General features: G+C 35.9%; 11 protein-coding genes. 6 read left to right on the top strand and 5 right to left on the bottom strand.

The features are described 5' to 3' along the window. Positions 1-10: 10 nt before the first annotated feature. The 3 genes from LNP04_RS14375 (at position 11) to sprA (ending at position 10,148) form a co-directional block, all read left to right on the top strand. Positions 11-2,299, top strand: a complete 2,289-nt coding sequence (locus LNP04_RS14375; protein WP_229983616.1) for an NADP-dependent malic enzyme — start codon at positions 11-13, stop codon at positions 2,297-2,299. Between the two features lie 172 nt (positions 2,300-2,471). Continuing rightward, entirely contained in the window at positions 2,472-3,056 is a 585-nt protein-coding gene (gene ruvA / locus LNP04_RS14380; RefSeq protein ID WP_229986308.1) for a Holliday junction branch migration protein RuvA, read from the top strand. A 57-nt stretch (positions 3,057-3,113) separates the two neighbouring features. Beyond that, entirely contained in the window at positions 3,114-10,148 is a 7,035-nt protein-coding gene (sprA, locus tag LNP04_RS14385) for a cell surface protein SprA (RefSeq protein WP_229983617.1), read from the top strand. 55 nt (positions 10,149-10,203) lie between these two features. On the opposite strand, the gene LNP04_RS14390 is transcribed toward sprA, so the two are convergent. Together LNP04_RS14390 and LNP04_RS14395 are read right to left on the bottom strand one after the other, a co-directional pair. After that, positions 10,204-11,055 (bottom strand): IS3 family transposase, encoded by an 852-nt coding sequence (locus LNP04_RS14390; RefSeq protein WP_324292096.1) that lies wholly within the window; start codon positions 11,053-11,055, stop codon positions 10,204-10,206. A gap of 14 nt (positions 11,056-11,069) precedes the next feature. Continuing rightward, the gene (locus LNP04_RS14395) at positions 11,070-11,504 is read right to left on the bottom strand and encodes a hypothetical protein (RefSeq protein WP_229983440.1); all 435 of its coding nucleotides are present in this window, start codon (positions 11,502-11,504) and stop codon (positions 11,070-11,072) included. 307 nt (positions 11,505-11,811) lie between these two features. Between LNP04_RS14395 and LNP04_RS14400 the strand changes: the two genes are divergently transcribed. Continuing rightward, a complete protein-coding gene (locus LNP04_RS14400) occupies positions 11,812-12,729 on the top strand; it encodes an IS982 family transposase (RefSeq protein ID WP_407928602.1) in 918 nt (305 codons plus the stop codon). A 12-nt stretch (positions 12,730-12,741) separates the two neighbouring features. Here LNP04_RS14400 and LNP04_RS14405 read toward each other — a convergent pair whose 3' ends face one another. Continuing rightward, complete coding sequence (locus LNP04_RS14405; RefSeq protein ID WP_229983618.1) at positions 12,742-14,280, bottom strand: zinc-dependent metalloprotease; 1,539 nt, start codon at positions 14,278-14,280, stop codon at positions 12,742-12,744. A 72-nt stretch (positions 14,281-14,352) separates the two neighbouring features. Further along, entirely contained in the window at positions 14,353-15,702 is a 1,350-nt protein-coding gene (radA, locus tag LNP04_RS14410; RefSeq protein WP_229983619.1) for a DNA repair protein RadA, read from the bottom strand. 115 nt (positions 15,703-15,817) lie between these two features. Between radA and LNP04_RS14415 the strand changes: the two genes are divergently transcribed. Further along, the gene (locus LNP04_RS14415) at positions 15,818-16,387 is read left to right on the top strand and encodes a YceI family protein (protein ID WP_229983620.1); all 570 of its coding nucleotides are present in this window, start codon (positions 15,818-15,820) and stop codon (positions 16,385-16,387) included. Between the two features lie 79 nt (positions 16,388-16,466). On the opposite strand, the gene LNP04_RS14420 is transcribed toward LNP04_RS14415, so the two are convergent. Continuing rightward, a complete protein-coding gene (locus tag LNP04_RS14420; RefSeq protein ID WP_229983621.1) occupies positions 16,467-16,892 on the bottom strand; it encodes a hypothetical protein in 426 nt (141 codons plus the stop codon). A gap of 95 nt (positions 16,893-16,987) precedes the next feature. Here LNP04_RS14420 and LNP04_RS14425 point away from each other — a divergent pair, with 95 nt between their 5' ends. Continuing rightward, on the top strand, positions 16,988-18,601 hold the full coding sequence (locus LNP04_RS14425) for a CTP synthase (protein ID WP_229983622.1): 1,614 nt from the start codon (positions 16,988-16,990) through the stop codon (positions 18,599-18,601). Positions 18,602-18,678 lie beyond the last annotated feature (77 nt).

The following is an 18,678-nucleotide window of genomic DNA, read 5'->3' on the forward strand; positions in this document are numbered from 1 at the left end:
AGAAAATTCTATGTCGAATAAAACTAACCGCGACGAAAAAAATTTCAATCAGGCCGCGCTAGATTATCATAAAGCAGAACCGAAAGGGAAAATTGAAGTCATTCCTTCAAAGCCACACTCTTCGCAGAGAGATTTGTCACTGGCATATTCTCCGGGAGTTGCAGTGCCTTGTATGGAAATTCACCACAATCCTGAAACGGTTTATGATTACACAGGAAAAGGAAATTTGGTTGCAGTGATCTCAAACGGAACTGCAGTTCTTGGTTTGGGTGACATTGGTGCCGAAGCGTCAAAACCTGTAATGGAAGGAAAGGGTCTTTTGTTTAAAATCTTCGCAGACATCAATGTTTTTGATATTGAAATCGACGAAAAAGATCCTGATAAATTTATACAAATTGTAAAAGGTATTGCCCCAACTTTTGGCGGAATCAACCTTGAAGATATCAAAGCTCCGGAAGCATTCTATATCGAACAAAGATTAAAAGAGGAATTAGATATTCCATTAATGCACGATGACCAGCATGGAACAGCGATTATTTCTGCAGCGGCATTAATCAATTCGCTTCAGATTGCCAATAAAAATATCGAAGAAGTAAAAATGGTGGTGAACGGAGCAGGAGCGGCAGCTGTTGCCTGTGCCAATCTCTATATTTCTTTAGGTTTGAAAAGAGAAAATATTTTAATGTGCGACAGCAAAGGAGTTATCAATCATAAAAGAGAAAACCTTACGCCTGAAAAAATAGATTTTATTGCTCAGACGGATATTGAAACTTTAGAAGATGCTTGTAAAGGGGCAGATGTATTCATTGGTTTATCTAAAGGAAATGTGATGACACCGGAGATGCTGAGCAGTATGTCAGAAAACCCGATTGTTTTCGCATTATCAAATCCTGATCCTGAGATTGCTTATGATTTGGCACTTGCTACAAGAAAAGATGTGATCATGGCAACGGGAAGAAGTGATTATCCTAATCAGGTGAACAACGTTCTTGGTTTCCCTTATATTTTCCGTGGTGCTTTGGATGTTCAGGCAAAAGGTATTAATGAAGAAATGAAATTAGCAGCCGTTCATGCGATTGCTGATTTGGCTAAAGAACCGGTTCCTGAAGCGGTAATTTTAGCATATAACGTTCAGAATTTACAGTTCGGAAGAGAATATTTTATTCCGAAACCATTTGATAACAGACTGATTACCAAAGTCTCAAGCGCTGTTGCAAAAGCAGCAATTGACAGTGGAATTGCAAGAAAAACCATCACAGATTTCGACGAATACGAAACTCAGCTTCTCGACAGAATGGGAAGAGATGAGAAGTTGGTGAGAATGATGCAGAACCGTGCAAAAGCTAATCCTAAGAGAATTACTTTAGGAAACGCTGAGGAATACAACGTTCTGAAAGCAGCTCAGATTCTTTACGAAGAAGGAATTGCTTACCCTAGTCTTTTAGGAGATAAAAAATACGTCAAAGAACAGATGGAGCGTTTCGGAATTAACATTGATGTTCCGATTATCGACCCAAGTGATGACGATCAGAAAGAAAACAGAAAAAAATACAGAGAAACACTTTGGAAACTTCGTCAGAGAAAAGGGATGAACGAGTACAAGGCAAAAAGATATGTTCGCCAGAGAGACTACTTCGGGCCTTTGATGCTGAAGCATGGGGATACAGACGGATTGATTGTAGGTTTTTCTAAAAATTATGTTTCGACTTTAAGACCTGTTTTAGAGGTTATCGAAAAAGAAAAAGGAGTTGAAAAAGTGGCGGCAATGATGATGATTCTGTCTGAAAAGAAACCGATTTTCTTCGCAGATACTTCGATCAATCAAAATCCTACTGCTGAAGATTTGGTGAATATTGCTAAAATGGCAGAACATACGGTGAAATCTTTTGCGATCGAACCAAGAATTGCGATGCTAGGTTTTGAAAATTTCTCAGCGATTTCTGAGACTTCGAAGAAGGTTGCAAAAGCAGTAACAATTCTTCACGAGAAATTCCCGAAAATGATTGTTGATGGAGAAATTCAACCTGATTTTGCAATGAATGCAGATCATTTGAGCGATTACCCATTCTCAAAATTAGGAACAACTCCTGCAAACACATTCATTTTCCCAAATTTGGAATCAGCCAATCTATCTTACAAAATCATCAGAGGAATGAAGGTTGCGCAGGTAATCGGACCGATTTTGATGGGACTGAAACAGCCTGTTCACGTTTTACAGATGCGTTCTAGTGTTGACGAGATTGTGAATTTGGCAACGGTTGCAGTTTTGGATGCGCAGAGAAGAGAAGCCAAGAAGTAGAAAATCATCAATTATTTACACATAGAGAAACTCCAATTCATTTTGGAGTTTTTGTTTTTTTTAGTTAAATCATTGTCTTTGCAATGACAATAAAAGTTAAATATCATTCTTATGTTAAATGAATTTATTACTTAGTTTAAATTACTATATTTGGAAGTTATAAAAAATAATGATGATATTTTCTTTACAAGGAATTGTTCAGGAGCTTACACCAACTTACACCGTAATCAATGTCAATGGCGTTGGGTACTATGTTGGTATCAGTCTGATGACTTCACAAACCCTGACTTTGAATCAGGAAACCATGCTTTTTATCCAACAGATTATACGCGAAGACGCACATTTACTTTTCGGTTTTAAGACTCGTTCTGAAAAAGAAATGTTTAATCTCTTAATAAGTGTTAACGGAGTTGGTGCTGTATCAGCATTGATTTTACTGTCAACTTTAAGCCTTTCTGAGATTGCTACAGCTATACTTTCCAAAAATAGTGCCGTTATTCAGAAAGCGAAAGGTTTGGGGACAAAAACAGCGGAAAGAATCATTGTAGATTTGAAAGATAAAGTCCAGAAATTCGGCAGTGTAGAAGAAAATAATTCTGTGTTGGCAAATAATAAAAGTAAGGATGAGGCGTTATCTGCATTAGAAGTTTTAGGGATTTCTAAGAGGATGAGTGAGAAGATTGCTGATCGTATCATCAAGCAGGATCCGGAGATTTCTGTTGAAGAATTGGTAAAACAAATTTTAAAAAATATTTAACTTTTGGTGGAAAATAATAAGTTTCTCAAGATATATTCGTTCCTGTCATTTTTATTCTTGTCAATAAATCTATTTGGGCAGGTAAATCCGGAAGCATTTTCGATAAAAAGAGATTACAAAGTAAGTGATCCTACCTATTACGAAGGCTACTACGATATCAAAACCGGGATGTACTATGTATATCCTAAAATCGGAAATACCATTACGGGGCAACCCACTGCAATGTCACCGGAAGATTACAAAGAATTTATGGAGGCTCAGCAGGCAAGAGCTTATTATAAAGATAAATCTGAACGATACAGTCTGCTTTTCAGGAAAGATACTTCCGAGGCTCAGAGAAAAGGTTTGATTCCTTCTTTGACAATCAATAACAGGCTTTTTGAAGCCATTTTCGGGAGTAATAAAATTGAAATTATTCCTTCAGGATATGCCTCTTTCGACTTTGCAGGTTTGTATCAAAAAATAGATAACCCTTTAATTTTACCTCAAAACAGAACCAGTTTTACCTTTGATATTGACCAAAGAATTCAGTTGGGTTTAATTGGGAAAGTGGGTGAAAACCTTCAGCTAAAAGCCAATTACGATACACAAAGCGGTTTTGCTTTTGAGAACCGAATGAATTTGGTTTGGCAGGCAAAAGGAAGTTGGAAAGATCTTCAGACAAAAGGTTTGGGAGAGGTCAACAAACCGAGCGCAGGAGGTGAAGACAAAATCATCAAAAGAGTTGAATTTGGTAACGTTAATATGCCACTTTCTACAAGCTTAATTCGTGGTTCAGAATCACTTTTCGGGGTGAAAACTGAATTTCAATTAGGAAAAACTTACGGAACAGTGGTGCTTTCACAACAACAGGGTGAAGCTAGAAACATTGTCGTACAGGGCGGTGGCGTGATGAATACCTTTAAAGTAAATGCTATTGATTACGAAGATAATCAGCATTACTTCATCGGACATTATTTCCTTAATAATTATGACAATGCATTACTGAATTATCCGCAGATCAACTCAAGAATCAGCATCAGTAGAATGGAAGTCTGGGTTTTAGACCAAGCAAACTCCAATTTAGCCTATCAGAAAAGTATCGTCGGAATCCGAGATTTGGGAGACGGAGCTTCTGGCTTGCCGGATAACTCTCAAAACGGAATTTATTCTGCCGTTACCGGTTTAGGAGCAGGTTTGCGTGATGCCAATTCTGCTTACAATACAATTGCCGGACAGGTTCTTCCCAATTCAACAGGTGGAACTGAGGCTTACGGAGATGGCGAACAATTTATATTTAACAGAAAAGCAAGAAGATTAACGAGTACAGAATTTACCTTTCATCCGCAGTTAGGGTATATTTCATTAAATCAAAGACTGAATGATAATCAGCTTTTGGCAGTTTCTTATTCTTACACCGTAAACGGAACCAACCAGGTGTATAAAGTCGGAGAATTTTCTGAGGAAAGTCCGGTTTTGGTAACTAAAGTTTTGAAACCGAATACCACTGTAAAAACAACATCACCAATGTGGAAATTGATGATGAAGAATATTTATGCGTTGGACGCAGGTCAGGTTGATCAGGATGGTTTCATTTTAAATATTTACTACAGAGATGCACAAACCGGAGGTAAAGTAAATTATCTTCCAAATACATCAGTACAGGATACCAATTTATTGAAATTATTAAATTGGGATCGACTGAATGTCAACGGCGATTTACAGAATAGTAATGGAGTTCTCGGTGATGGAGTTTTTGACTTTGTCAACGGAATCACCATCCGTCCGGAATTAGGAAAACTTATTTATACGAAAGTAGAGCCTTTCGGAAGTTATATGGCAGGTCTTGTGGGGAATAATCCGCAATATGTGTTTAGTGATTTATATAATCAACAAAAACAAGTTGCCACTGCCAGCAACCTTGCTCAGCGATACACGATGGAAGGTCGTTACAAAGGTGCTCAGGGACAAGGTATTTCTTTGGGCGCAGTAAACGTGCCTCAGGGTTCTGTAAAAGTTGCGGCAAACGGGGTACAGCTGACAGAGGGTGTTGACTTTACCGTTGATTATATGCTTGGGACAGTAACCATCATCAACGAAAACGTAAAACAGTCTGGTCAGGCAATCAATATTTCATTAGAAAACCAATTGACTTTCAACACTCAGAGAAAAAGATTTTTAGGGGTAAATTTAGAAAGAAGAGTCAGCGAAAACTTTATCTTCGGTGGAACGGTTGTTAATTATTCTGAATCTCCGCTTACTCAAAAAGTAAACTACGGTCAGGAAGCCGTGAACAATACGATGGCGGGCATCAACATGATGTACAATAATCAGCTTCCTTTCCTGACAAGATTAACAGATAAAATTCCTGGAATCAACACAGAAGCTCCGTCTAATTTGAACTTCAAAATGGAAGGTGCCTATTTACTTCCGGGAATCAATAAAGGAACAAACGATCAGTCATATATTGATGATTTTGAACAGACAACTTCAAAAATTTCATTAAAAGAACCTGCAGCGTGGAGTTTGGCTTCAAAACCTGAGAAAAATCAAAATTATCCGATTTTCAGTGGAGCTGGAGCCAATGATAATGTTACCAATGGCTATGGTAGAGGTTTGCTATCTTGGTATAATATTGACCCGAGATTCTGGGGAGTTGGAGGCAGAGCTCCGGTAGGAATTACGGCACAGTCGGTTTCCAATCACGCTTCACGAAGGGTGCAGTTTTCAGAAATCTTTAACAATAGAGATTTTGTAGCGGGCGAGCAGACGTTTACCAATACTTTTGATATTTCATATTATCCTGCAGAAAAAGGTCCTTATAATGTCAATCCAAATTCGGAAACTGTGCAGCAAAGATGGGCAGGGATTATGAGACCTATTCAGGTTTCCAACTTCGTGAATTCAAACATCGAATATGTAGAATTCTGGATGATGGATCCTTATGCAGACGGAAATAATTTAGGTACAGATCCTAAACTTTTGCTTCATTTAGGAAACGTAAGTGAAGATATTTTGAAAGACGGATTGATGCAGTACGAAAACGGATTGCCTACACCTGCACAAACTTCATCTACATCAAATTCAAACTGGGGAACGCAGCCAAAGCAGCCACCAATTTTATATGCTTTCTCTAGCGAAGGTGATGATCGTACGATTCAGGATGCCGGATATGATGGTTTAAATTCTAATCAGGAAGGTTTGAAATTCCCTACAAGTACGTTTGTGAATCCAGTTCTTAATCTTTCTGATCCTGCGGTTGATGATTTTGTATTTTATATGTCTGAGAAGTTTACAGGAAGTCAGGCAGCTTCGATTACGCAGCGTTACAAATATTTCAGAGGTCCTGAAGGCAATTCTCAAAGCAACTCTTTGGAAGTGGCTTCTCAAACTCCGGATGCGGAAGATATCAATAGAGATTATAACTTAGATCAAAGTGAAAATTATAACGAATATGTCGTTAGTCTTGCTGAGGCAAATTTAACTTTAGGTCAGAATAATATTGTAGATGTAAAAACAGTCAATGCGACTTTCCAGAATGGACAGACTGATGATGTGAAATGGTATTTATTCAGAATTCCTGTTTCTAAATATGCAGAAGCTGGTGTTGGAGGTGATAAAGATGCTTCGGTACTTAATAATGTAAGGTTTGCAAGATTATTAATGACAGGATTTGAACAAACTTCTACGTTAAGATTCGGTACGATTGATTTGGTAAGATCAGACTGGAGAAGATACCCTAAAAATATTGCCAAGTTTACAGACGGTACAAATACTCCTGACCCTGCATTAGATGAAGGTACATTGACCGATACCAACCCAAATAATTTTGAAGTAGGAAGTGTAAACATTGAAGAGAATGCACTAAACCAGCCACCTTACGTATTGCCTCCGGGAATTGACAGACAGGTATTGAGCGGAAATGCTGGTGCACAAAGACAAAATGAAGCTTCTCTATATATGAAAGCTACAGCGCTTCCAAACAATGAAGCAAAAGGCGTTTTCAAAAATGCTACATTGGATATGAGAAGATATAAAAAGCTAAAACTTTTTGTACACGCTCAGGATCCGAGCAACAAGGATTTGAATATTGGAAGAATAGATGAAAAAACAAAATTCTTCATCCGTTTTGGTAGTGATGCAACAGATAACTATTATGAATATGAAGCGTCGCTAAAACTTACTCCAAGATCAGCAACTGCGCCAATGGAAATTTGGCCATTTGAAAATGAAGTAGATTTTGAAATTCAAAACTTTGTTGATGCTAAAATAAGAAGAGATAAAAATTCACCAAATAATATTGTTGAAAGATATGAAGATTCAGAATTTGGGGGAGGAGAGACGTTTAAAAAAATCTACATCAAAGGTCGTCCGAGTTTAGGAAATGTAACAACGATAATGGTGGGTATCCGTAACGCTGGTGAAAGGGTGACTGCCTCTTTTGACAGGGTTCTTTGGGTCAACGAAATTCGTCTTTCGGAAATTGAAAACGACGGAGGTTATGCAGGAAATGCCAGCTTAAACTTCAACCTTGGAGATTTTGCAGTTGTCAACACAAGTGCATCATATACCTCAGTAGGTTTCGGAAATATAGATTCTAAACCGGCAGAAAGAAATCAGTCTACACAATCAGCTTTCAGTATCAATACGCAGGTGAATGTAGATAAATTCTTGCCAGAGAAAACGGGAGTGAAAATTCCGGTCAACTATTCTTACTCTCAAACCATCGAAGATCCAAAATACAATCCTTTGGATACCGATGTTGAATTTAGCAAAGCTGCCAACAGAGAAGAGCTTAAAAAAGTAGCAAGAACATATACTCAACAGAGAAGTTTGGGTGTTGTGAATATGCACAAAGAACGTGTGAAAGAAAACAGTAAACCGAGATTCTACGATGTAGAAAACTTGTCTCTAACTGCGGTCTATAACGACGATTATTACAGAGATATTTATACCAAAAAGAACTACAGACAGTATTTCAGAGGGTTCTTAGATTATAATTATACATTCAAGCCTTGGGTGATTAAGCCGTTCAATAAAATGATCAGCGACACCGCCAAGTCGACGAAGTATTTGAGATGGGTAAAGGAATTTAATTTTAATCCGGTTCCTACAAGATTATCTTTCAGAACAGAATTAGACAGAAATTATAACGAACTTGAATTTAGAAACATCGATGCTATTTTAAGCGGGAATTTGGGCGATGACTTCGCTGCAATCAAAAACAGAAACTTCTATTTTGGTTGGCAGTATGGTTTAGGATTTAATTTTACTAAATCTTTAAAATTGGAAATCAACTCACGTACGAGAACACTAAATGATAATGTAGATGTCAACACAATGGATAATTCCTCCATTTTTGGCAATATGTTCAGAGCGGGAAGACCGGTGTTGTATAATCACAGAGTTCAGTTGAATTACAAATTACCATTCCAGCTTCTTCCGTATTTAGATTTTATTGATGCAGAATTGCAATATGGTTTCGAGTACAATTGGAATGCGAGATCAACGGCTTTACTATCAAGCCCGGACGGAAGTTTAGGGTCAATCGGTCAAAATACGAGTGTTATTCAGGCTACAGCAACGGCAGATATTCCGAAGTTTTTTGGTCAGTTTAATTACTTCAAAAAAATGTCGACCACGCTCCAAAAGCGTAAGCAGGAAATGGATTCATTGAATAACGCATATACTCAGGCTTGGGACAAAAAGAGATATAAATTTAAAAGCTATAAGTTTAAAAACAAGTTATCGATTTTACAGAATGCAGCGTTTGTATTAACTTCATTCAAACAATTAGATGTTAATTATTCTGAGAATAACGGTACCGTTCTACCAGGATTATTATCGGCGCCAAATGGATATGGTTATGGCCAAACTCTTGGTGGCCCAACGATTGGTTTCCTTTTCGGATCTCAGGCAGACATCAGACGTACCGTTATTGAAAACGGATGGGTGAGTGATTCAGAACTAATGATTGATCCTTATGTGAAAATGTCGACACGGGAGCTCCGAGCCAACTTACAGATGATGCCGGTCAATGATTTCAGGATCGATTTTAATGTATTGCAGACGTATAACAGAAATTTCTCACAAACCGGTTTCAACTTCCGAGACGATGATGGTTTCTCTAATCCGAATTTGACCTTTGCAAGTGATATGGTGAGCTATTCAAACTCAGTAATTCTTACCAGCACCTCATTCTCAACGGGTCAAGCCGTTTATGAGTCAATCAGACAAAATGCAAGAGTGATTTCGCAACAATTGGGTGGTGTTGTAGGAAATGATGGTTTCACAGATGGACACAGCATTTCTAATGCTTATGTTTTAATCCCGGCATTCCGTGCTGCAGTGGAAGGTAAAAGTCCTGAACGAATTGGTAATGCCAAGAAAGCAGGAATGCCAATACCAAACTGGAGAATTGTTTATTCAGGTTTAAAAAACATCCCAATAATTAGCGGGCAGTTTACGAAGTTTGATATTTTACACAGCTATAATGCAACATATACTGCAACAGGAATACAGTCTAGCATTGATTATTTCAACAGCAAAAACGATGTAAGCAGTTCTCAAAGAGATGTGAATGATGATTATATCAATCCTTATACATTCTCTCAAGTAGGTTATGTGGAAGCATTTGCACCGCTTATCGGAATTGATGTGACGATGAGAAACAATATGCAGTTCGGGTTACAGTACAACAGGATGAGAACTTTATTGTTAGGATTGGTTAACCATACACTTACTGAAGATTCAAATACAGAATATGTTGTAAGATTAGGATATATCGTCAGAAACTTCAGACTAGGAAACATGGGTAACACAAGAGGTGCAAGAAGTAAAGGCAGCGATCTTAACATCAGGGGTGATATCTCATTGAGAGACAGCCGTACAAGCATCATGAATATCTTGTTAGATGATTCTCAAGTAACAGGCGGACAGAAGTTAATGAACATTAAATTATCTGCTGATTACAACGTTTCAGAAAACTTAAACTTAAGGTTATTCTACGAGCAGATGACTTCAAAATACAAGATATCAACGGCGTTCCCGTTATCAACCATCAGAGCTGGTATCTCAGCAACATTCACTTTTGGTGATTCCGGAGGATTCTAATAATAGTTGTCCCGTCCTAAAAAATCGATACAGATTATAGGTCAAAAATAAATAATTAAACCAAAGCAAAAACGTTTTTGCTTTGGTTTTTTGTTTTATAGGTTTTCATTTTCAATACGGACTGTTCGTGCATTTGGTTTGGGGTTAAATAATGATTTGAAAAATGAGGTCTTACTTCATTGTATATTTGAATTGACTCATTTACAACCCTTCTTCTTAATTTTGTTTCCATATCGTATTTATCAATATCAAATTCTTGTTTTAAAATTCCATTAATCCTTTCTGCCACTGCATTTTCGTAGGGGTCTGAGTTTTGCGTCATACTACAATTGATGTTGTGCTTTCCCAATAATCTTTGGTATTCATTAGAGCAATACTGCAGACCACGGTCAGAATGATGGATTAACGATTCTAAATTCACTTTTTTATTTTTTAAAGCTTTCTTCAATGCAATTAAACTGCTTTCTGTATTTAAATTATTCGCAACGTGATGCCCAACAATTTTCTTGGAATATGCATCTGTTATTAAACTTAAATAACTCGGATTCTTTCTGTTTCCGATGTAAGTAATATCTGCCACCCAAACTTCATTGGGTTTAGTGATTTGATAGTCCAATATCATATTTCTGTGCTTTCTAAAGCGGTGGTGGGAGTTGGTCGTGACGTGATAACTTCTTTTTGGAACAATCAGTAAATGATTGGCCCGTAAAATACCAAAGAACTTATCTCTGCCAATATTCAGAGCTCCTAAAGGTTCTTTCAACATAAAATACAGCTTTTTACCGCCAATCTTTGGTTGTAGTATACGTTTTTCTTCCACCAATGCGACCACTTGTTGAGCTTTGCTCATTCGCACTGTGCTGCGTTTCAAACTTCTATAATAGACTTGTCTATCCAATCCGGACAATCCACAGGTAAAAACTAAGGTTTCTTTTTCTGTTCTGCGGAAGTTGTTGATTGTGCGGATGCGGAGTTTTTTCTGATATCGATATGGTATTCGCTTTCAGCAAGGTTGATCATCATATCGAAAAAGATAGCCTTTTTATCGGCAATGTAGGCTTGTCTTTCGAGTAAGGCTTTTTGTTTCTCAAGCAGTTTTACTTCAGCCTCCAATTCCATAATTCTTTGTTCAGGAGTTTTTTGCATAGAACTTGGTATTTGATTATCCCAATCAAAGTTACCGTATTTTCTAAGCCAATTGACAATCGTGGAACGAGATTGTATCGCATATTTCTTACGACATTCTGTAATTCCCAATTTTCCTGATTCAATTGCTTTTACAATCTGAACTTTAAAACTCAAACTGTAATCTTTCTGTGTACGCTTTACATAAAGCGATTCCACTGGTTCTTTCATAACGATTCTTTTTTGTGTATCGTTATTTCAGGAATAGACAAGTTTAACAAAAAAAACCCTTTCTAATATTTTTAGAAAGGGTTTTTTTATGATTTTAAATTTGATAAGTGATAAGTTTCTTTGATTATACTCGATAATAATTTTAAATGTGGGAAAAGTATTTTTAAATTTAAGTAAGATTAAGAACAGTAATCGTTACCTATTTAACCTGAGTTCGGGATAAGAATACAAAATAAATTTGCAATAAAAAGCAATAATTCGTATATTTAAGTATCTAACATTCAAATATTTAAACGAACTATTGCTTATGATTTTGAAAGACCAAATTACAAATATTTTTGTACAAGTTGATGATTTCTGTAAAGAATTTGATTTCCAAATCAAACACATGAAATTTCAGGCGCTCGGCGACCAAAAGAAGAGAAGAAACAGAAGATCTATGATGTCGGATTCTGAAATTATTACGATTATGATTGGTTTTCATCTGGGTGCACACAAAACATTTAAGCATTATTATCAGGAAATAGTTTGTGGTTATTGGAATAATTTGTTTCCCAAAGCCCTTTCCTACAATAGATTTATAGAACTTCAGCAAAGAAGCTTTGTGGTTTTTGCCTTATTTTTGAAAGAAAAATGTCTGGGTAAATGTACTGGAATCAGCTTTATGGACAGCACAACTTTGAAAGTTTGCAGAAACCAAAGGATTCACAATCACAAAGTTTTCAAAGGTTTGGCAGAGCGAGGAAAATCTTCGATGGGTTGGTTTTATGGGTTTAAACTGCATTTGGTTTGTAATGAAAAGGGAGAACTTTTATCCTTTTATATAACGAAAGGAAATATTGATGACAGAAACCCAAAGCATATCAAAAAAATGACGCAGCAGCTTTTTGGAAAACTATTTGCCGATAAAGGATATCTTTCCAAGGCTCTTTGGGAAATGCTTTTTGCTGATGGAATCCAGCTTTTTACTAAACTTCGTAAGAATATGAAGAATCATATTATGAAAATGGAAGACAAAATTTTGCTCCGAAAAAGAGCCATCATTGAAACGATCAATGATGAATTAAAGAACCATTGTCAAGTGGAACATACTCGCCACAGAAGTGTTAGTAATTTTATGATGAATATTTTGGGGAGCTTAACTGCTTATTGTTTCTTCCCCAAAAAACCATCATTAAACTTAAAAAAAGTAAATGATGGTCAATTGTTTTTAAATTTTGCTTAAACCGAACTCAGGTTATTTAATAATAAATTTCTTACTTCCTACTAAAGAATTTTTATTATCAAAAACGCTCAGGAAATATTCTCCCGAAGATAAACCTCGAAGATTGATGCTCTTTTTATCAGTTGTTAAAACAATTTGACCTAAAACATTGATAATTTTAAAAGTATATTTCTCATCATTTATAATCCATACATTGATTTCTTCTTTCGCAGGATTCGGATAAATGGTGAAGTCTTTTACTTCTTTATTGTTAATCTCAAAAGTTCCCAAATTTGAACTTGGCATAAACTGTGAGACTACACAAGCGAAACGTGCAAAACCAAATGCTTCATTCGAAGGATTAGGGTTACCTATTGCAATTCCTGTTGGATCAGAGTTGTAATTTACACTTGGGTTTGCCCATCGATTTGCTTTAGGACAATTGATTCCAGCATTAGAACATTGGTCGTTATAAGCCATCATTGTTCTCCATCTTTGGGATGATGTACTTGAAGTTCCTAAACTAACAGCAGTCTGATTAACGTAACCATGAAGATTGCTACAAGGGGTAGTGCTTTGATCCACATACCAATCGTGATTGAGTCCCATATTATGACCCATTTCGTGAGATAATGTATAATTAGATACGGCACAATTTAATAATGACACCGTAAAGGCTGTTGTGTTTGAATAGTTTGTCGGATTAGTGTTTACGTATCCCAAACCGCATATACTCGTAGGTGTGGAAGTGATCAGTCCGCAAAGATCGGCACCGTAGGTTGTTCTTAATGTATGAACACTGTCCATAAATCCATCATTATTATTTCTGAATCTTGGCAAATCAACATAAATATCTCCGGTTTCTGTATATGGAATTTCACCGGAGTACACTAAATTAATGGTAATATTTGGAATCCCCGAATTGATAAGGGATGTATTAAAATTTGTAATTGCGGTTGCCACAAAAGAATTACTCTGTGCAATGCCTCCCCATGCAATTCTTGCTGCTGGAGTAAAAACAACTAAAACATCAATCGTTGTTGCCGGGCAGGTGGGTGTAGATTCTAAACATATATTTGCATTTACTTTTTGATTAATCGCAGATTCATTGAGAATATAGTCATTTTTAGAATCTCTATTGATAAGTTCTGATTCGCTTACCAAAGAAACGGCGAATATATTTTGACCAGTTTGGTGGAAAATAATTTTTTCCCCATGGCTCGAAGCATACATTCCTGTTAGGATATGATCATATTTTGATAATACCAATTCGCTTTGTGGTTCGTTTTCAACAGAATAAACGTACGATGTGCTTTTGTTGCTGTAATTAAATGTTTTTGAAAGCTTGGCTTTAATTATCTTATCATTCGGTAATTTAATCTCCAAATCAGACGCAAGATCAAAAAATGACTGCGAATAGTATTTTGTTGAAATATAAGTAGAAGCAAGATTATTACTCACTTTTTGTTCCTCACTCAGATTACTTTCGTTGATTTGATTTTGAAAAATTTTGGTTTGAGCAAACAGAATCGTAGCACAACATAAGAATAAGCATGTACTTAAAGTTTTCATATTTGGTTTTATTAATATTATTTCATAACAAATATATATAAAAACTAATGAAATTTTAAGATTTATTTAACGTTAAAACAGTCTTTCGTGAAAATCCTCAACTTTGCTCACTTCCTCAATCTTAATCCCAAATTTTCTCTTTGGAATTTTATTTAAATTTGAAACGAAAATCTTTTCATAGCCCAATTTCTCAGCTTCAGTAATTCTTTGTTCAACCTGCGCCACCGGACGAATTTCTCCACTGAGGCCTATTTCCCCTGCAAAACAAAAATGCTCAGAAATCGCAATATCTTCATTTGATGAAAGAATTGATGCAACAACTGCTAAATCTAAAGCAGGATCGTCGGTTTTTATACCGCCGGTAATATTTAAGAAAACATCTTTTGCACCCAGTTGGAAGCCTGCTCGTTTTTCTAAAACTGCCAAAAGCATATTCAGTCTTTTAGAATCAAATCCTGTACAGCTTCTCTGCGGAGTTCCATAAACAGCGGTGCTTACCAAAGCCTGGATTTCAAGAAGCATCGGTCGGTTTCCTTCTAAAGTTACGGCAACAGAATTTCCTGAAAGCTCTTCAAATTTTTTAGTAATTAAAATTTCTGACGGATTTTTTATTTCCTTTAAACCCTGCGAAACCATTTCGTAAATTCCGATTTCCGCAGTAGAACCGAAACGGTTTTTATTAGCTCTCAATAATCTGAAAAGATGGTTTCTGTCTCCGTCAAAGTTTAAGACAACATCGACCATGTGTTCCAAAACTTTTGGCCCTGCAATTTGCCCGTCTTTTGTGATGTGACCGACTAAAAATACAGGAACATTATTTTCTTTGGCATATTTAATAATCTCATTAGAACATTCGCGGATTTGAGAAACGGTTCCTGGCGAACTTTCAATCAGTTGAGATTGCAAAGTTTGAATAGAGTCAATGATTACAAAATCGGGTTCCAGCTTTTTAGATTCATGAAGTATTTTTTCTAAAGAAGTTTCTGTATAAAGAAAGCAGTTGGGGTTTTTCACATCTGCCAAACGATCGGCTCTCATTTTAATCTGAGAAGCACTTTCTTCACCAGAAACATAAAAAACTTTCTTTTTCATTTTCAAGGCAAGCTGAAGAAGAAGGGTAGATTTTCCTATTCCGGGTTCACCGCCAATCAATGTGACAGAGCCTAAAACAATTCCACCTCCTAAAACTCTGTTGAGCTCATCAGACGGAGTTTTTATTCTTGGTTCTTCTACGGCTTCAACTTCGATAATGTTGATGACGTTTTGTTTTGATTTTGAAAAAGGTGGAGTTTTCGAAGATGTTTTTTCTACAATTTCTTCTACCAAAGTATTCCATTCAAGACAATTTTTACATTGCCCCGTCCATTGCGGATATTGCGAACCACAGTTTTGACAGAAGTAAGCTGTTTTTAGTTTTGCCATGCTGTAAAATTATGAAAAATCCAGCTTAAATTTTTTCGTAAAAATTGTTAATCTTATCATACATCAATGAATATTTTGAATTTTCTGGTGTACATTTGCTTTATAAATTTTAAAAATGAAAAAAATACTTTTAAGCTTTGTGTTTATATTGGTAAGCATGTTCACATTTGCACAGACTACTTGGCGAGTAGACCACATGCATTCATCTGTTAATTTCAACATCAAGCACATGGGGATTAGTTTCGTGCAGGGTAGATTTGATAAATTTGATGGAACAGTATCAACTGAAGGTGCAAATTTGGATAAAGCTGAATTTAATTTTTCAGTATCTGTAGAATCTATTAATACAGGTGTTGAGCCAAGAGATAAGCATTTGAAAAGTGCTGATTTTTTTGATACAGAAAAATTCCCTGAAATGAAATTTGTAGGTGTAGCAGTTTCAAAAGGAAAAGATAATACATATACTCTTAAAGGTAAATTAACCATAAAAGATGTAACAAAAGAAGTAAGTATTCCGGTAACATTCGGTGGTATAGCAAAAAACCAACAAGGAAAAGAAGTTGTAGGTTTACAAGCAAAATTTACGGTTAACCGTTTAGATTACAACATTAAATATGATCCGACAGGAGCAGGTGTTGCAAAAGATGTTGAGGTTAGTTTGTTTTTTGAATTGGCAAAACAGTAATAATTTTCATATATATAATTTGGTTTAGGTGGAGGTTTCTCAAAGTTTTTTGGGAAACCTTTTTTATATATAATTTTCATCAATTTTTAGCAAGAAGATTAAGGAATATGTGTTCTAATTTTTCATATTCCCACTTCCAGTCTGTGGCAGTTTTTTCTATTTTCTCAAACTTAAAATCTACAATTTCTATTTCTTCGAGATGATCTATTGTGTTTCTGTCTTCGATATGGTCGAAATATTCGGCGTACCAAGCATTTAAATACTTATCAGAAATTTCAATGTATAATTGCTCACCAATTAGACTTTTAAATAACATGTGATAATTTAAAACATTCTCTTTAAAATAGATAAAAATTCCTTCATAATAATCGTGATGACGTTCTGTGAAATAGATATTAGGGCTGTCAGTTTTCCAAATGTGTAGATTGTCAAATTTTAGCAAGAGCCCATTTTTAGATAAAAGTTCGACCTTTTTTAAATACACGAGTTTATTTAGGATTTCCATTATTAAAAATTTGAATAACTAAAATACACAATCAAATTTGAATACAAAATTGCTTTGCATTTCTTTTTGCCCTAACTTTGCACAAACCTAATCTAATGAGTAAAAAGAATACAAAGTACATCTTTGTGACAGGAGGTGTAACTTCATCTTTGGGAAAGGGAATCGTTTCTGCTTCTCTGGGACTATTGTTAAAATCACGCGGATTTAATGTAACGATTCAAAAACTTGATCCTTACATCAATATCGACCCGGGAACGCTGAATCCTTATGAACACGGAGAATGCTATGTAACTGAAGATGGTGCTGAAACGGATCTGGATTTAGGACATTACGAGCGTTATCTTGATGCTCCGACTTCTCAAAACAACAACGTTACCACAGGAAAAATTTACCAGACTGTAATCGAAAAAGAAAGAAAAGGAGACTTCCTTGGAAAAACAGTTCAGGTAATTCCTCACATTACCAACGAAATTAAACGAAGAATTAAAATTCTTTCTAAACAGAACTACGATATCATCATTACTGAAATCGGTGGAACTGTAGGAGATATTGAATCGTTACCTTACATCGAAACTGTTCGTCAGTTGAAATGGGAATTGGGTGAGAAAAATTCTATGGTGATTCACTTAACTTTATTGCCATACTTGGCTTCAAGCGGAGAATTAAAAACAAAACCTTCTCAGCATTCTGTACGTCAGTTGATGGAAAGCGGAATTATGGCAGATGTTTTAGTTTGCAGAACAGAACATAAAATTCCAAAAGATCAGAGAGCAAAATTGGCTCAGTTTTGTAATGTTTCTTTAGATAATGTGATTGAATGTAAAGATTTGGAAACGATCTATGAAGTTCCGATGTATCTTCAAAAACAAAACTTTGATGATGTAGTTCTTAAAGGATTAGATTTAAAAAGTGACAAAGAAGCAGATCTTAAAGATTGGAAAACCTTCGTGAAGAAATTCCAGAATCCTAAAAGAACTGTAGAGATCGCTTTGGTTGGAAAATATATTTCACTTCAGGATTCTTATATTTCAATTGCTGAAGCATTTAAACATGCCGGTGCAGATATTGAAACGGAAGTGAAAATCAGATGGGTTTACAGTGGTGATTTAACCAAAGAAAATATCAAAGAAAGTTTAGAAGGAGTTTGTGGTATCTTGATTGCTCCAGGTTTTGGTGACAGAGGTATTGAAGGTAAAATTCTTACGACTCAGTATGCAAGAGAAAACAAAGTTCCAATGTTAGGAATCTGTTTGGGAATGCAGATTATGACTGTAGAATTTGCCAGAAATGTTTTAGGTTATACAAAAGCCAACTCAATGGAATTTGACACTTCTACAGAACATCCTGTAATTTCTCTAATGGAAGAGCAGAAGAATGTTGTAGATAAAGGAGGTACAATGCGTTTGGGAGCATGGAAATGTTCTCTGAAAAACGGTTCAAAATTAAATGAAATCTACGGAAGCAAACATATTTCTGAAAGACACCGTCACCGTTATGAATTTAACAGTGAATACATCGCAGAATTTGAGAAAAACGGTTTAATGGCAACGGGTACAAACCCGGAAACAGGTTTGGTAGAAGCATTAGAAATGCAGGATCATCCTTTCTATGTAGGGGTTCAGTATCACCCGGAATACAAAAGTACGGTTGCTACACCACATCCTTTATTCAGAGCTTTCATCAAGGCTTGTGAAAAAGAGATAAAGTAATTGTTTAATTACAAACGTTATATAATAAACTCAGGTTGATTTTTGTCAGTCTGAGTTTATTATATAGTAACATATTA

This window comes from Chryseobacterium sp. C-71, assembly GCF_020911865.1.
Taxonomy (GTDB): Bacteria; Bacteroidota; Bacteroidia; order Flavobacteriales; family Weeksellaceae; genus Chryseobacterium.

What these genes read in the sequence shown, in the direction of transcription:
- LNP04_RS14400 (WP_407928602.1), top strand. Translation starts at nt 11,812, where the DNA reads ATGATTTTGAAAGACCAAATTACAAATATTTTTGTACAAGTTGATGAT.
- ruvA (WP_229986308.1), top strand. Translation starts at nt 2,472, where the DNA reads ATGATATTTTCTTTACAAGGAATTGTTCAGGAGCTTACACCAACTTAC.
- radA (WP_229983619.1), bottom strand. Translation starts at nt 15,702, where the DNA reads ATGGCAAAACTAAAAACAGCTTACTTCTGTCAAAACTGTGGTTCGCAA.
- LNP04_RS14420 (WP_229983621.1), bottom strand. Translation starts at nt 16,892, where the DNA reads ATGGAAATCCTAAATAAACTCGTGTATTTAAAAAAGGTCGAACTTTTA.
- LNP04_RS14405 (WP_229983618.1), bottom strand. Translation starts at nt 14,280, where the DNA reads ATGAAAACTTTAAGTACATGCTTATTCTTATGTTGTGCTACGATTCTG.
- LNP04_RS14425 (WP_229983622.1), top strand. Translation starts at nt 16,988, where the DNA reads ATGAGTAAAAAGAATACAAAGTACATCTTTGTGACAGGAGGTGTAACT.
- LNP04_RS14415 (WP_229983620.1), top strand. Translation starts at nt 15,818, where the DNA reads ATGAAAAAAATACTTTTAAGCTTTGTGTTTATATTGGTAAGCATGTTC.
- LNP04_RS14375 (WP_229983616.1), top strand. Translation starts at nt 11, where the DNA reads ATGTCGAATAAAACTAACCGCGACGAAAAAAATTTCAATCAGGCCGCG.
- LNP04_RS14395 (WP_229983440.1), bottom strand. Translation starts at nt 11,504, where the DNA reads ATGAAAGAACCAGTGGAATCGCTTTATGTAAAGCGTACACAGAAAGAT.